This is a genomic window from Paractinoplanes ovalisporus, from assembly GCF_016834655.1.
Classification (GTDB): Bacteria; Actinomycetota; Actinomycetes; order Mycobacteriales; family Micromonosporaceae; genus Actinoplanes; species Actinoplanes ovalisporus.
Genome location: NZ_JAENHP010000016.1, coordinates 71,700 through 85,185, shown reverse-complemented (window position 1 = coordinate 85,185; position 13,486 = coordinate 71,700). Strand labels below are relative to the sequence as shown.

General features: G+C 70.4%; 14 protein-coding genes. 5 read left to right on the top strand and 9 right to left on the bottom strand.

The genetic code is table 11. From position 1 onward, the window contains the following. Positions 1-202 precede the first annotated feature (202 nt). Positions 203-1,588 (top strand): S8/S53 family peptidase, encoded by a 1,386-nt coding sequence (locus JIG36_RS54375; RefSeq protein WP_307873039.1) that lies wholly within the window; start codon positions 203-205, stop codon positions 1,586-1,588. A 217-nt stretch (positions 1,589-1,805) separates the two neighbouring features. On the opposite strand, the gene JIG36_RS35240 is transcribed toward JIG36_RS54375, so the two are convergent. From JIG36_RS35240 to JIG36_RS35225, 4 genes are read right to left on the bottom strand one after another with little or no spacing between them, the layout of a single operon-like run. Further along, on the bottom strand, positions 1,806-2,294 hold the full coding sequence (locus JIG36_RS35240; RefSeq protein ID WP_203380750.1) for a hypothetical protein: 489 nt from the start codon (positions 2,292-2,294) through the stop codon (positions 1,806-1,808). Next, positions 2,287-3,060: a hypothetical protein gene (locus JIG36_RS35235; RefSeq protein ID WP_203380749.1), complete on the bottom strand. Its 774-nt coding sequence runs from the start codon at positions 3,058-3,060 to the stop codon at positions 2,287-2,289. The genes JIG36_RS35240 and JIG36_RS35235 overlap by 8 nt, the downstream gene beginning before the upstream one ends. A 56-nt stretch (positions 3,061-3,116) precedes the next feature. Next, the gene (locus JIG36_RS35230) at positions 3,117-3,440 is read right to left on the bottom strand and encodes a hypothetical protein (RefSeq protein ID WP_203380748.1); all 324 of its coding nucleotides are present in this window, start codon (positions 3,438-3,440) and stop codon (positions 3,117-3,119) included. A 27-nt stretch (positions 3,441-3,467) separates the two neighbouring features. Further along, entirely contained in the window at positions 3,468-4,184 is a 717-nt protein-coding gene (locus JIG36_RS35225; RefSeq protein ID WP_236048831.1) for a YbaB/EbfC family nucleoid-associated protein, read from the bottom strand. 136 nt (positions 4,185-4,320) lie between these two features. On the opposite strand from JIG36_RS35225, the gene JIG36_RS35220 reads away from it, so the two are divergent. From JIG36_RS35220 to JIG36_RS35210, 3 genes are read left to right on the top strand one after another with little or no spacing between them, the layout of a single operon-like run. Continuing rightward, positions 4,321-5,097, top strand: coding sequence for an ATP-binding cassette domain-containing protein (locus tag JIG36_RS35220; RefSeq protein ID WP_203380746.1), 777 nt, complete (start codon positions 4,321-4,323; stop codon positions 5,095-5,097). Continuing rightward, positions 5,094-6,110 (top strand): ABC transporter permease, encoded by a 1,017-nt coding sequence (locus JIG36_RS35215; protein WP_236048825.1) that lies wholly within the window; start codon positions 5,094-5,096, stop codon positions 6,108-6,110. The genes JIG36_RS35220 and JIG36_RS35215 overlap by 4 nt, the downstream gene beginning before the upstream one ends. After that, complete coding sequence (locus tag JIG36_RS35210) at positions 6,107-7,132, top strand: ABC transporter substrate-binding protein (protein WP_203380745.1); 1,026 nt, start codon at positions 6,107-6,109, stop codon at positions 7,130-7,132. Before JIG36_RS35215 ends, JIG36_RS35210 begins: the two co-directional genes overlap by 4 nt. On the opposite strand, the gene JIG36_RS35205 is transcribed toward JIG36_RS35210, so the two are convergent. The 3 genes from JIG36_RS35205 to JIG36_RS35195 are packed head-to-tail and all read right to left on the bottom strand — an operon-like array spanning position 7,114 to position 9,621. After that, on the bottom strand, positions 7,114-8,607 hold the full coding sequence (locus tag JIG36_RS35205; RefSeq protein WP_203380744.1) for a PH domain-containing protein: 1,494 nt from the start codon (positions 8,605-8,607) through the stop codon (positions 7,114-7,116). The two genes, JIG36_RS35210 and JIG36_RS35205, sit on opposite strands and share 19 nt — an antisense overlap. After that, entirely contained in the window at positions 8,604-9,101 is a 498-nt protein-coding gene (locus tag JIG36_RS35200; protein WP_203380743.1) for a PH domain-containing protein, read from the bottom strand. Before JIG36_RS35200 ends, JIG36_RS35205 begins: the two co-directional genes overlap by 4 nt. Before the next feature lie 7 nt (positions 9,102-9,108). Next, positions 9,109-9,621 (bottom strand): peptidase M23, encoded by a 513-nt coding sequence (locus JIG36_RS35195; RefSeq protein ID WP_203380742.1) that lies wholly within the window; start codon positions 9,619-9,621, stop codon positions 9,109-9,111. Positions 9,622-9,822: 201 nt separating this feature from the next. Between JIG36_RS35195 and JIG36_RS35190 the strand changes: the two genes are divergently transcribed. Next, positions 9,823-11,505 (top strand): CocE/NonD family hydrolase, encoded by a 1,683-nt coding sequence (locus tag JIG36_RS35190; RefSeq protein ID WP_236048824.1) that lies wholly within the window; start codon positions 9,823-9,825, stop codon positions 11,503-11,505. Here the strand turns inward: JIG36_RS35190 and JIG36_RS54370 are convergent. After that, positions 11,502-12,161 (bottom strand): FadR/GntR family transcriptional regulator, encoded by a 660-nt coding sequence (locus tag JIG36_RS54370; RefSeq protein WP_203380741.1) that lies wholly within the window; start codon positions 12,159-12,161, stop codon positions 11,502-11,504. The two genes, JIG36_RS35190 and JIG36_RS54370, sit on opposite strands and share 4 nt — an antisense overlap. Next, on the bottom strand, positions 12,151-13,311 hold the full coding sequence (locus JIG36_RS35180) for an MFS transporter (RefSeq protein ID WP_203380740.1): 1,161 nt from the start codon (positions 13,309-13,311) through the stop codon (positions 12,151-12,153). The genes JIG36_RS54370 and JIG36_RS35180 overlap by 11 nt, the downstream gene beginning before the upstream one ends. Positions 13,312-13,486: the final 175 nt, after the last annotated feature.

Sequence of the window (13,486 nt, the reverse complement as noted above, 5' to 3'; positions counted from 1 at the left end):
GCCCGGGGCCAATCCATCGATGTTCACCTACCCATTCGCCGGTGGCTGACACGGTTTACTCCAAGATCTGGCACCTCGTCCCCGTCCGTACGTCGTCTTGGGCAACGGCTCCACCGGCCGTACGGGATCGTCGGGCTTTTGTCATGGTTGTCGGTCTTTCGCTGCTGGCGTGGGCGCTAGGCTCGGGTGAATCGCTTCGAGTGTGGAGGCGGCCATGACGCATCCGGTGCGTAAGCCGGCCGACGGCGCGAACCGGCCTGACCACGAGCCGGAATCCGAGGCGGCGTCTGCAGCCCGGGCTCAGAAGAGGAGTCGGCCAGACCGGGCGGAGTCGGGTAGCGAGGCGCTCATTGACCGGCTCCTCGAAGCTACGCCGGGTCGGAAACCACCCCGGGCGACCCCGCCGGATGAAACCATGGCCGACCGGACGAGGGTGCGACCGCCGGTTGACTTCACGACGCTCGCCGGGCCGCTTGAACGCCTGACCGAACTCATCGCTCTCTGGGGCCGGGTCACCCGTGACTTCTCCGTGCCGACCGACCCGCCGGTCCTGTTGCCAGTGCCCGCCTCGTCCGGCTTGGATTCGGGCGATTCCCTGCGACTCGCCCAGGTGCGTCACGGTAACGCGTATCAGGATCCGGCGACGGCGACGGCGACGGCGGCCCTGGGGCGGGCGGCGCGGCATGCAGGCCGGAAAGGCGTCTCGTCGCCGCAGGTCGTGGCCGAACTCGAGGCGGCCCTGGCCCGGCTGGAAATCCGCGACGTGGTTGCCGAGGAGGGCTACTTCTACCGGCCGGCCACGACCGGCACTGAGCGGTACGAAAGCGCATGGACCGTCCGGCTCGAGGAAGACCGGCTCCGCCCGTTCACCTCGATGCAGGTCCCTCTGCCGGCCGGTGCGCTGGGCGCCGACCACCGCGCCGCGTGGCCGCAACGCCGCCGCATCATCCTGATCGACACCGGCGATCAAGGCGCGTCGTCCCAGGTCGGCTTTGCGACGCGTACCACCCTGGCCGAGGAGCCGGTGGACTACAACGGGCACGGTACGGCGACCGGCAGCCTTCTCCGCTGGGCCGCTCCCGGGGCCGAGGTGCAGAGTTTCCGGATCACGGAGAGCGCTCAGGAAGCAGCCGAGTCGTCCATCGTGCTCAACGCCCTGAACGTGGCGCTGCAGGCCGACCGCTGCGAGATCGTCGTGCTGCCGCTGCGCGCCGATCTGACTCCTGACCAGCTCGGACAACGGAACCTGATCGCGCGGATCGCCGAACACGCCCGAAAGCAGAACAGCCGCACGCCCGTGGTGGTCTGCGCAGCCGGCAACCGCGGCCCGGACGAGTTCATGTCCTACCCAGCCCTGCTGCCCGGCGCGCTCGTGGCCGTAGCCACCGACGAGACGCAGGAGCCGGCCGACTACAACTGCCCGGCCCCTCCCGAAATGACCGTGCACGTCGTCCCGGCCTTCGGGGGAGTGGTCGATCGCCCGGTAGGCCACCTCCTAGGCACGGAAGCCAGGACAACAACCGGCGCGGCGCTCTACGGCACCTCGTTCGCAGCCGTGCTCGTCGCCGCCGCCCTCGCCACCGCGTAAAAGCCCAGCCGCAGCTCTCACCGCAGCCTGAAACCTAACCGTGGCGATCCCCGACGAGGTCCACCGCGGGTCAAGGTGAGCGGGATCAAGGTGTCCGCGTGCCGAGGTGCGCGGGGTCAAGGTGTCCAGGCGCCGAGGTGCGCGGGGTCGAGGTGCGCGGAGTCGAGGTGTCCGGGCGCCGAGATGCCGGGGGCCGAAGTGCCGGCGCCGGGTGGGGTCAGGCGGCGATGAGGCGCTTGGTGATGCGGTGGGTGCCGTCGTTTCCTACGGCCAGGATCACGGCCGTGCCGGCGAGGACGATCCCGGACAGCAGGGCGTTGTCGACGTCCTGCGTGTTCAGCACGAAACCCAGCACCACCAACGCCGCCGCGCCGACCCAGCCGACTGCACTTCCGGTGCGGGACAAGCCGTCGGAACCGTGCAGCGCGGCCACCCCGACCTGGTCGCCGTGGATGGCGGCGCGGGCCCGGACGATGGCGGCCAGCAGGCACACCGAGGTCACGGCGAGCACGACGAACGCGAGCACGACGAACGCGAGCACGACCAGCACCCCGTCGCCGTCGCCGGCCAGCGCCACCACCACCGACACCGCGATCAGCCAGACCAGGACCGCGGCCACGACGGACACCGCCAGCAGCTTGCCGTAGGTGCGGCGCAGGATCGCTCCGCCGCCGGGGTTCAGGGTGCGCCGGGCCGGGTCAGTCATCGGTCTTGTACCGCCAGTCGGTGGTGTCGCCGTCGGAGAGGCTGCCGTCGTTGAACTCGCTGGTCGTGGCCTGCGGCCAGGTGCCGCCGTTGTGCAGGGTCTGGTTGAGCGAGGTCACCGAGTCGACGATGGTGCCGACGAAGGTCACGAACAGCGCGACACACGCGACGACCAGGCCGATGACCTTCGCCGTGGAGACGCCGGCGCCGGCCGCCGCGGGTGGGGCGCCGACCACCGTGGCGGCCGCGCCGGCCTCGGCGATCAGCTCGGCGACATAGCTGACGACGGCCAGGATGACACCGGCCCACATGGCGAAGATGCCGACCGCGGTCTTGGTGAGGTTGCTGTCGATCGAGTCGGTGATCGTCTTGATCGAGTCGAGCGCCTTCTGCTGGGCGGGAATGACATTGCCGTACGCCTCGGCCGCACGGCCCGTCCAGTAGTTGTCGATCTTCATCTGGTCGGGGCCGAGCTTGTTCGACAGCTCGCTGAGCGGCCCGCCGACCTTCGAGGTCCACTCGTCACCGGCCGCCATCAGCCCGAACGGCCAGCCGGGGTTGAGCAGGATCTTCGCCATCTCCTCGAAGAAGTCGGCGATCAGGTCGTTCAGCTTGCCCAGGGAGGCCGCCATGCCGTGCGAGATGCCGGGCGGCATGAACCGCATCGCCCGGTTGCAGCGATTGAACAGCGTCTCGACGGTGGAGCTGACCTCCTTCATCATCCGATCGAGGTCGGCGAGCTTCTCGCGGAACTCACCCTCTGACATCACCGCTGCGCTGGAGCCCATGTGGCTCGTCTCCCCGTGAATTGAAAGCAGAAAGCTCAGTAGACGTTCTTCATGCGGTGGACGGTGTTCTGCTCGTCCCGGTCGTAGTCGTCGGCGCTCTTCTTCAACGCGTCGGAGATGCCGTCGAAGGTGACCGCACCCGAGCTCAGCATGGTGGCGACCCGGTTCTGCAGCTCGGCGTACTTGTCGTCGAGCCCGGCCAGATGGCCCAGCCCGGAGAACTCGAACGCGCTCAGCGTCAGCCCGCGGGCGACCTGGGCCGCGGTGTCGAGCTGACCGGCCATGCCACCCCACACACCGGCGTCGGCGCGCATGCCACCGGTCGCCGCGTAGACCTCTTCGCTCGTCGGGTTACCCATCGGCCCGCCCTCCCGTCGTCACCATGCTCATCTGATCAGGCCGATCTCACGCAGCAGCGTCTCGGGCGACTCGGTGAGCCGCTGGACCCGGCCCAGGCCGGGCACGGCGTCGACCGCCCGCTGCCGTTCGGCGGCGGCATCGCGCGCGGACGCCTCCAGAGCCTCGAGCACGGCCTGAGCGATGCGCTCGTGCGAAGCGGCCCGCAGCCACTCGTCGTCGAAGTCGACACTGCTGACCGTGCCGCCGGCGGCCGTGACCCGTACCGTACGGCTGTTGTTGGTGGAGCTCACCGGCTGTGCGCCCGGCTGGTGGCTGAGGTCGTGCAGCCCGGCCGTGACCTCGCCGATCAGGTCGAACAGGTCACGCAGCGCGAGCATCGACTGCCGCGACGACGGGTCACCGATCTCGGTGCCACGGGTGGGGTCGGGGGCCGGCGTGGCCTCGGCGGGAGCCGCCGGCGCCGAACCCCACGCGGCCATCCGCTGGGCCGCCGAGTCTTGCAGCGCCGCCACCACGGCGAGCCCGAGACCGTCGCCGACCGTGCGCCGCCACTGCGGGTCGAGGTCGACCCGGGTGGCCGAGCCGTCGTCGCCCACGGTGACCTCGACCGCGCCGTCGTTGTCACGACCGGTGAACTGCCCCTTGCTCGCTTCGGCCGCCGCCGACAGCTGGCCGGCCAGAGCCTCGGCCTCGCCCTGCAGCTGCTTGAGCCGCGTCACGTCGAACTGATCCCCATGCCACATCGTCACGTCCCCCTTGGACCCGACACTCTAGCGGGGTCGCGCCTGCCCCGCCGTCCGCTGTATCGCCACGGACCGTGACACCGATGACAGGCGTCGATCAATGTCCTACTGTTTGTGTCCAGGAGGTTACAGAGGGATGGCCCCACTTCTCGAGGCACGCGGTCTCTCCCGGAGCTTCGGGCACGTCCGCGCCCTGGACAACGCGTCCTTCGACATCGAGGCCGGTGAAGTGGTCGCCCTGATCGGCGACAACGGGGCCGGCAAATCCACCATGGTCAAAGCGCTGACCGGCAACCTCGCGGTCGACGCCGGCGAGGTCTGGTTCCGGGGCGACCGGGTCGTCATCACCAGCCCCCACCAGGCGTCCGGCATGGGGATGGAGGTCGTCTACCAGGACCTCGCCCTGGCTCCGCACCTCAACCCCGTACAGAACATGTTCCTCGGTCGTGAGATCCCCCGGCGCGGCCTTCTGGGGTTCCTCGGCTTCATGGACGAGAAGCTGATGCGGGCGCGGGCCGAGGCCGGGTTCGCCGAGCTCGGCGGCACCGTCACCGCCTTCTCCTCGCCGGTCGGTTCGATGTCGGGCGGCCAGCGCCAGCAGATCGCCATCGTGCGCGCGATCAGCTGGGCCGACCAGATCGTGTTCCTCGACGAGCCGACTGCCGCCCTGGGGGTGGTGCAGACCAAGAACGTCCTGGACACCATCAAGCGCGTACGGGACAAGGGCATCGCCGTCGTGCTGATCAGCCACTCCATGCCGCACGTGCTCGAGGTCGCCGACCGCATCCAGGTGATGCGCCTGGGCACCCGGGTCGCCACCATGCCGGCCCGCGGCACGACCGTCGAGCAGCTGGTCGGGGCCATGACCGGCGCCCTGGACATGAAGGACGTCAACGGGAGCGGGGACACATGAGGCGCCTGGCCGGGATGCAGTCGGTGTGGATCCTCGGGGTCCTGCTCGTCATCGTGGCCGCCTTCTCGGTGGCGGCCGGCACCAAGTTCCTGTCCACCAGCAACTTCTCGCTCATCTCGCAGAACATCGCGGTCTGGGCGGTGCTCGGCGTCGGCATGACCTTCGTGATCATCACTTCCGGCATCGACCTGTCGATCGGCTCGGTCCTGGTCTTCTCCTCGGTCGTGGCGGCGAAGATCATGGAGGCGGTCGGCGGCGACGGCTGGTCCACCGCGTTCATCGGCATCCTCGGCGCGCTGGTGGCGGGCATCGCCTGGGGCACGCTCAACGGTTTCCTGGTGGCCAAGGCCAAGATCCCGCCGCTTATCGTCACCCTCGGCGCGCTCTCGGTCGCGCTCGGCCTGGCCCAGGTGATCACCAGCGGCATCGACATCCGTTCGGTGCCCATGGCGCTGACCGACTTCAACACGTACATCAAGATTGTCGGCATTCCGGCGCTGCCGTTCGTGGCGCTCGTCGTCGTGATCGCCGGCGGCATCGTGCTGCACAAGACCCGGTTCGGCCGCTACACGTTCGCGATCGGCTCCAACGAGCTCGGCGCCCGCCGGGTCGGCATCAACGTCGATCGACACCTGATTTACGTGTACGCCCTCTCGGGCGCGTGCGCCGGGCTGGGTGCTGTGCTGGCCCTGGCCCAGTTCGGCACCACCACGATCGCCGGACAGTCCCTGACCAATCTCAACGTGATCGCGGCCGTGGTGATCGGCGGCACCTCGATCTTCGGCGGCCAAGGATCCATTTTCGGTACGGTCGTCGGCCTCTTCATCCCGGCCGTTCTCCAGGCCGGGTTCGTGATCATCGGAGTCGAGGCCTTCTGGCAGGGCGTCGCCGTGGGCTCGGTGCTCGTGGCCGCCGTGTACGTCGACCAGTCCCGCCGCGCCGCCGCCCAGCGCGGCAGTTCCCGCCCCTCGATCCTCTCCCTGGTAAAGGTCAAGCAAAGGACCGTCTCATGAAGAAGTCCTCCGCCGTCGCCGTCGCCGCGCTCGTAGCCCTCGCCGGATGCACCAGCTCGAAGCCGACCGGAAGCGCCGCCAACACCGCCGCCGGTGATCCCAGCGCCCCCGCCGCCTCGGCGCCCGCGGCCCCGGCCAAGGCGTCGAAGAACTACAGCCTGCAGTTCATCCAGGGCGTCACCGGCGACGAGTTCTACATCACCATGCAGTGCGGCATCGAGGCCGAGGCGGCCAAGCTCGGCGTCACGGTCAAGACGCAGGGCCCGCAGAAGTTCGACCCCACCCTGCAGAAACCGATCCTCGACTCGGTCGTGGCCGCCAAACCCGACGCGATCCTGATCGCCCCCACCGACGTCACCGCCATGCAGACCCCGTTGCAGGCCGCGGCCGCCGCCGGCATCAAGGTGATCCTGGTCGACACCACGACCGAGGACCCGTCGTACGCCGCGAGCGCCATCGCCTCGGACAACGTCGGCGGCGGGGCGGCCGCGTTCGAGGCCATCAAGAAGCTCAACCCGGACGGCGGCAAGGTCATGGTGATGTCCACCGACCCCGGCGTCTCCACGGTCGACCTGCGCATCAAGGGCTTCGAGGACGCGGCCAAGGCCGACTCGAAGTTCCAGTACCTGCCGGTGCAGTACTCCCACAACGACCCGGCCACGGCGGCCAACCTGATCACCTCGGCGTTGCAGCGCGACCCCGACATCATCGGCGTCTTCGCGGCCAACCTGTTCGCGGCCGAGGGCACCGCCACCGGCGTACGGCAGGCGGGCAAGACCAGCACCGTGAAGATCGTCGGTTTCGACGCCGGACCCAACCAGATCAAGGCCCTGCAGGAGGGCACGGTCCAGGCCCTGATCGCCCAGCAGCCGGGCAACATCGGCCAGTACGGCGTCGACGAGGCCGTGGCCGCCCTCGACGGCGGCCAGATCACCCCGAAGATCCAGACCGGCTTCACGACCATCACCAAGGAGAACCTGAACGGTGAGGGCGGTCAGGCCGCCTACAAGTCGAGCTGCTGAGGCGGCTCTTCCAGGAACGGCGTCAACAGGCCGGGAACCGCGGCGTCGGCCACCTCGATGCCGCGGCCCGCCGCCACGTCGCGGATCGAGTACGCACCGGAACCGGCCGCGGTCGTCGCCCTCACGGTGGCCAGACCGGCCCGGCGCTGGAACACCGACTGCCGCACGGTCCAGCCGATGATGCCGCGGCGTTGCAGCGCGACGGTGCTGCGGCGTACGGAACCGCTGCGCGCCACCAGATAGTCGCCGTGGATGCCGTGACCCAGGCTGCGGTAGGCGTCCACGGCGAGGGCGACGGCGACCGGCACGGCGACCAGCGCCGAGATCCACGCGATGTGCAGCAGCACCTCGGTCAGCAGCACGCCCAGAAGGACCAGCGGGAACTCGCCGGCCAGCACCCCGGCCAAGGCCCAGCGCAGCCGGCGACCGCGCGCCGCGACCGGGTGCGGGGTCAGCTGGACCGCCTCGGTCGGTGAGACCGGCTCGCGCAGGATGCCGGCCGCGACCCGCTGGGCCAGCTCGGTGGGTGCGGCCGGCAGCAGGGTGCTGTGCTGGGCCTTGTTCTGCTCCGCGCCGGTCGCCAGGCCGGTCGCCACCACGTCGACCCGGGCCGCCCCGGCCAGTCGCGTGCCGAGCGCCTCGACCAGGTCGACACCCCGGACGCGCTGCTCCTCGACCGAGATGGACCGGGTGGTCAGCAGGCCCCGCCGCACCCGCAGCGTGCCGCCCGGCTCCCGGTCGAGCCGGTAACTCCACCACATCTCGACCCACAGCCCGAGCGCGCCGATCACACCGAGCACCAGCGCCACCCCGGCCAGCACGGCGATGCCGCCGATCAGGCCCAGCCCGCCCAGCCGGTCGATCGTCCACTCGACCAGGCCGCCGGACAGGCCGACCCAGTCGGCCACGTTGAGGGCGCCACCGACCGCGGATGCACCCAGCAGCGGGGCGACGAACGACAGGGGTGCGTAGCGGATCCAGCCGGGGTCGAACACAGCCAGGGTGCCATCGGCGACCGGTTCGGCGGCGCGGTCCAACAGGGTTCGGCGCAGCTCGTCCCCGGTGGCGCGGGTGACGGGGTTCAGCCGTACGGTGCCCTTCTCGGCGTGTTCGCCGGTGCCGATCCGCACCGACACCAGGCCGAAGACACGCAGCAGGGGATTGGCGGTGACGTCGACCGTACGGATCCGGTCGCGCTGCAGGGAACGGCGGTTCCGGATCAGCATGCCGGTGTGCAGCTCGACCCGCTCGGGGCCGACGCGGTAGCGGCTGTAGCGCAGGCGCAGCCACTCGGCGACGGTGCCGGCCACCACCACCAGGACCGCGCCGGGAAGCACCCAGCCCAGCGCGACCGCCACCGAGATGTCGGACAGGCCGATCGCCGACGGCACACCGGCCATTACCGCGACCCCGGTCATGAAGATCGCCGACACCGGTACGGCCCGCCGGTCGAACCGCTGCCACTCCGGGCTCACGTGGCATCACCGGGAACGGCCTGGGTGGCCACGGTGAGCTGCTCGGCCACCTCTTCGGCGAGCGCGTGGTCGAGACCCGGCATGGTGACCGCGCCCTTGGCCGACGCCGTGGTCACGACCACGGTGGACAGTCCGAACCGTTGCTCGACCGGGCCGCGACGGGTGTCCACGGTCTGGATCCGCGACAGCGGTGCCACCCGCCATTCCTGCCAGAAGAAGCCCGTACGGGTGTAGACGGCCGTTTCCGTGACTTCCCAGCGGTGCACGCGGAACCACCAGCGGGGCAACGCCAGCACGAGGACCAGACCGGCGACCGCGATGACGACGGCCGGCGCGACCAGCCAGAACCGGGCCGGGCGGATCAGCGCACCGAGCAGGACCAGCACCACGACCGGAGTGGCGAAGAGCAGGATCAGGTTCGTCGACCACCACCCGACGGAGCGCCGGTCGACGGGATGACGCGGTGGGCGGAGCCGGATGTCGCCATCGGTCATGCCCGAACTATACGGACGCGGCGCAGGACTTCGAGTCGCTCAGAGCATCGACCAGAGTGGTGGCGGCGGGGACATGTTTCGCGTACGCCTCGGGGAACGCCGACACCTGCACGGCCTGGGCGGCCTCGGTGACCCGCATCTTCTGCCAGCCGTCCGTACGCAGCAGTTTGTCGTAGAACTTCTGGGTCTGGTAGGCCGGGTCACGCAGCTGCTTCGGGGTGCCCCAGCCCTGGCTCGGACGCTGCTGGAACAGGCCGATGGAGTCGCGGTCACCGCCCTTCAGGTTGCGCAGGCTCGACTCCTGAAGGGCGGTGGCGATCGCGATGACCTGGGCCTCGGTCGGCACCCGCCGCTCGTTGCCGATGGTGACGATCGTGCGCGCGTTGGCGACCTGTTCCTCGCTCCACCGGCTCGGGACCGCCGTGGCGGCGGCGGGTGTGCAGTCGGCGCCCGCTTTCAACATCGGACTGAGTACAAAACCGGCCAGCACGGCCAGGGCGATCACAAAAAGGGCGCGCACGACTAGGGGGATGCCTTCCGGGGTGGGGGAGTCCGGGGAAGGCTACCGGTCCATCGACGCCCAGCAGTATGGGGAGCACGGCGGAGATCGTCAGGCGTGCGGATGAGGTCAATGTGCTCGAATGCCCGGTTGACGAGACCGCCTCCCGCCGTAGATCGGGGCGGGGCTGCGGACGATCATGAGATCGGTCATCCTCTATGGATGATGCGACGCATGTGGGCGAGCGTGCTGACCCTCGCCGTGATCGGGTTGCCCGCTCTGCCGGGGTCACCCGCTGCGGCTGCGCCCGCCGCGGAGAACGTTGTCGAGGACGTGTGGGTCGAGACGCCGCTCGACTCCGACGGCGACGGGGTGCGTGACCGGGTTCACCTCAACATCACCCGGCCGGCGGGGGCGCGAGTGGGCTCGATCGTCTTCCCCACGCCGTACGCGGGAAGCGGTCCTGACGTTCCGTATCCCAGCGTCGACGTCGACCGCCTGCCGCAGGAGACGAAGACCGCCGTCGGCGCGCGCTCGGCCCGGCTCGCCGACGCGGCGCTGAGTGCCCAGCGGCGGCAGCAGGGTGCCTGGAAGCACTACGCCGAGCGTGGCTACGCCATGATCGCGATGGACAGCCTCGGCACCAACCTGTCGACCGGCTGCCCCGACACCGGCGGCAACGACGAGACCGCCGCGATGCGGGCCGTGGTCGACTGGCTCGACGGCAAGGGCCGTGCCTTCGACACCGCCGGAAAAACGGTCGCGGCGAGCTGGTCGGTGCGCCGGGTGGCGATGTATGGCGTGTCCTACAACGGCACCCTGCCCATCATGGCCGCCATCACCGGCCGGTCGGCGCTCAAGACGATCATCCCGATCTCGGCCGTCACCAGCTGGTACGACTACTACCGCGCCAACGGGCTGGTCGTGGCGCCGGGCGGCTGGCAGGGCGAAGACCTCGACGTCATGGCGAAATACATCCTCACCCGGGCCAACCCGGAGGTCTGCGCCTCGGCCATGGACGAGCTGACCCGCATCCAGGACAGGGTCACCGGCGACTACTCGCGCGTCTGGGCCGAGCGTGACTACACGGCCCGCGCCGGCAACATCCGGGCCAGCGTCTTCGTGTCGCAGGGCCTGCGCGACTGGAACGTCAAGACGCAGCAGGGCATCCAGTTCTGGCAGGCGCTCGGCCGGGCCGGGGTCGACCGCAAGCTCTGGCTCTACGAGGGTGGGCACGGCAGCCCGAGCTCGCAGGAGTTCAACGACGCCGTCGACCGCTGGATCGACCACTACATCTACGGCGCCGACAACGGGATCGACCGCGAGGCCCCGGTCACGCTGGAGGACGGCGACGGCAATGTCATCGAACGGACGACGTCGTGGCCGGTCCCCGGCAGCCGCAAGACGGTGGTGCCGCTCGCGACCGGGCCCGCGCGCACCGACACGTTCACCGACAACGGCCGCACCCGGACGGCGGAGGAGCTGATCGCCGGGGATCCGGCCGACCGGCTCGTCTACCGGCTGCCCGTTCTCACCCGCGACGTGCGGCTCAGCGGAACCCCGTACGTGAAACTGAAGGTCAGCGTCGACAACCGCACCGCCGCCAATCTCACCGCGCTGCTGGTCGACTTCGGGCCGGGCGGCGCCGAGCCGGTGGTGGTGACCCGCGGCTGGACCGACCCGCAGAACCGCGTCTCCCGGTCGTGGTCGCAGCCGGTCGCGCCCGGGAAGGCGTACGGGATCCGCTGGAACATGCAGCCGCAGGAGCACGTGTTCCGGGCCGGCCACCAGATCGGTGTCGCCGTCATCTCGACCGACTACGACTACACGCTGCGCCCGCTGCCCGGCACCCGCCTCTCGGTCGACCCGACCGCCAGCAGCATCGAGCTGCCGCTGGTGCGCTAAATACCGTTGATCATCGGTTGGAGCAGGGCCGCCATGACGTCGGCGGCCCGCTCCGGGTCGCCGGCGACGATCGCGTCGACGAGGTCGGCGTGCAGTTGCGCGAGGTCGTCGGTCTCCCCGGCCACGTCGTGCAGCTGCACCTCCTCGAACACCTCGAGCAGTCCCTCATAGACGTCGCCGAGCAGCGGGTTGTGGGTGGCCTCGACCACCGCCCGGTGCAGGGCCGAATCGGCGCGGACCCGTTCGTGCAGGTCGTGGCCGGTCCACGCCGCGTTTCGCTCGCGCAGCAGCGTGACCAGGCGTTCGGCGTCGGCCTCGGTGCGGCGGGTGGCGGCGATCCGGGCCGAGGCGGCGTCGAGGGCCAGTCGCAGTTCCAGGCTGTCGCGGCGGGAGGTGGCGGCGACCCGGCGCGACACCGACGAGCGCAGGTCCGACGTCGACACCACGAAGGTTCCGCGGCCCTGTTCGCGCCGCAGGATCCCGGCCTGCACCAGCGAGCTGATCGCCTCACGGACCGTGTTGCGGCCGGCGCCGCTCCACTCGACCAGCTCGGGCTCGGTCGGGATCTTGCTGCCGACCGGCCACGTGCCGTCGGTGATCCGCGACCGGAACAACTCCGTCACCTGGGTGCCGAGGCCGGCGCGATCAAGAGGCACGCTGCAGCCTAACCGGCCGGCACGCCGCCCATCCGGCGGCGAGGGTGATCAGCAGGGTGACGGCGAGCAGCCCGTACGTCGTGTTCCAGCCGCCGGTGACCTGATGGATCGCGCCCAGCGCCAGCGGCCCGACACAGCCGATGCCGTAGCCGACACCCTGGACCAGGCCGGAGAGCCGGGACGCGCTCGCGGCGTCGGCCGACCGGGCGCCGATCAGGGTCAGGCAGAGCGGGAACGTGCTCACCCCGAGGCCGAACGCGGTCGCCCAGACGAAGGCTCCGGCGGCCGGGGCGGCGAACATGCCCAGATAACCGGCGGCCATCAGCGCCGCGCACACCACGACGATCGGATACGGGTTGCGCAGTCGTGTGGTCAGCGGCGGCACCACGAAGGCGGCGATCAGGCCCAGGCCGGCGAACCAGGACAGCAGCAGCGCGCTCCCGGTGGTGCTCAGCCCGGCGTCCTCGAGCATGGCCGGGAACCAGGTGACCAGCGTGTAGACGTGCAGCGTGGTCATCGCCATCAGCCCGATCAGGCCCAGCACCAGCGGTGTACGCCAGTCAATAAGAGCCGGGGTCGGGGTCGGGGCACTCGACCTCGGGACGGTGACGAACCACAGCACCGCCGCCACCGCGGTCACCAGGGCCCAGCCGCCCGCGGCGACCCGCCAGCCGTACGCGTGGGCGAGCGGCAACGCGAGCAGCGGGGCGGCCAGCTGACCGACCTGCAGCAGAACCATGTACATGGTGCTGACCGCGTGCAGTCGCTGCGGGAAGTGCTGCTTCACGATCGGGATCAGGATGACGTTGGCCGCGCCGACCCCGGCGAACGCGATCACGGTGGCGACGATCAGGACGGTCGGCGACCAGGCCACGGCCCGCAGCAGGATGCCGGCCGTCGTCGCGGTCACCGCGAGCGCGGCCGTCCGTTCCAGCCCGAGGCGGCGGGCCAGCGGCGGCGCGGCGAACGCGGCCACCGCGAAACAGGCCGTCACGATCGTGCCGATGGCGCCCGCGACCACCGGGCCGAAGTGCAGTTCGTCGCCCGCCTGGCCGGTCAGCACGCTGAAGCCGGTCACCGCGGTGCGCAGGTTGAGGGCGGTCAGCGCGACGGCCAGCAGGACGCCACGATGCAGCCGGGGAGGAGCCATCAAGGTCACCCCGGCAGTAAATCATGGGATGATGGGATGAATCTAAATGAGCCTCCTCACGTCGGCGGTGGCGCGATCACCCAGGTCGTCCAGGATCGTCAGGGTGTCGCGCCAGTGCCGGGCGCTGGCAACGCACCAGCGCCGCGGGCCGTCTCGGCTGCTGAATCGTGGGGGA

What these genes read in the sequence shown, in the direction of transcription:
- JIG36_RS35225 (WP_236048831.1), bottom strand. Translation starts at nt 4,184, where the DNA reads ATGTGGCATGGGGATCAGTTCGACGTGACGCGGCTCAAGCAGCTGCAG.
- JIG36_RS35220 (WP_203380746.1), top strand. Translation starts at nt 4,321, where the DNA reads ATGGCCCCACTTCTCGAGGCACGCGGTCTCTCCCGGAGCTTCGGGCAC.
- JIG36_RS35200 (WP_203380743.1), bottom strand. Translation starts at nt 9,101, where the DNA reads ATGACCGATGGCGACATCCGGCTCCGCCCACCGCGTCATCCCGTCGAC.
- JIG36_RS35235 (WP_203380749.1), bottom strand. Translation starts at nt 3,060, where the DNA reads ATGTCAGAGGGTGAGTTCCGCGAGAAGCTCGCCGACCTCGATCGGATG.
- JIG36_RS35240 (WP_203380750.1), bottom strand. Translation starts at nt 2,294, where the DNA reads ATGACTGACCCGGCCCGGCGCACCCTGAACCCCGGCGGCGGAGCGATC.
- JIG36_RS35230 (WP_203380748.1), bottom strand. Translation starts at nt 3,440, where the DNA reads ATGGGTAACCCGACGAGCGAAGAGGTCTACGCGGCGACCGGTGGCATG.
- JIG36_RS35215 (WP_236048825.1), top strand. Translation starts at nt 5,094, where the DNA reads ATGAGGCGCCTGGCCGGGATGCAGTCGGTGTGGATCCTCGGGGTCCTG.
- JIG36_RS35210 (WP_203380745.1), top strand. Translation starts at nt 6,107, where the DNA reads ATGAAGAAGTCCTCCGCCGTCGCCGTCGCCGCGCTCGTAGCCCTCGCC.
- JIG36_RS35180 (WP_203380740.1), bottom strand. Translation starts at nt 13,311, where the DNA reads ATGGCTCCTCCCCGGCTGCATCGTGGCGTCCTGCTGGCCGTCGCGCTG.
- JIG36_RS35190 (WP_236048824.1), top strand. Translation starts at nt 9,823, where the DNA reads ATGATGCGACGCATGTGGGCGAGCGTGCTGACCCTCGCCGTGATCGGG.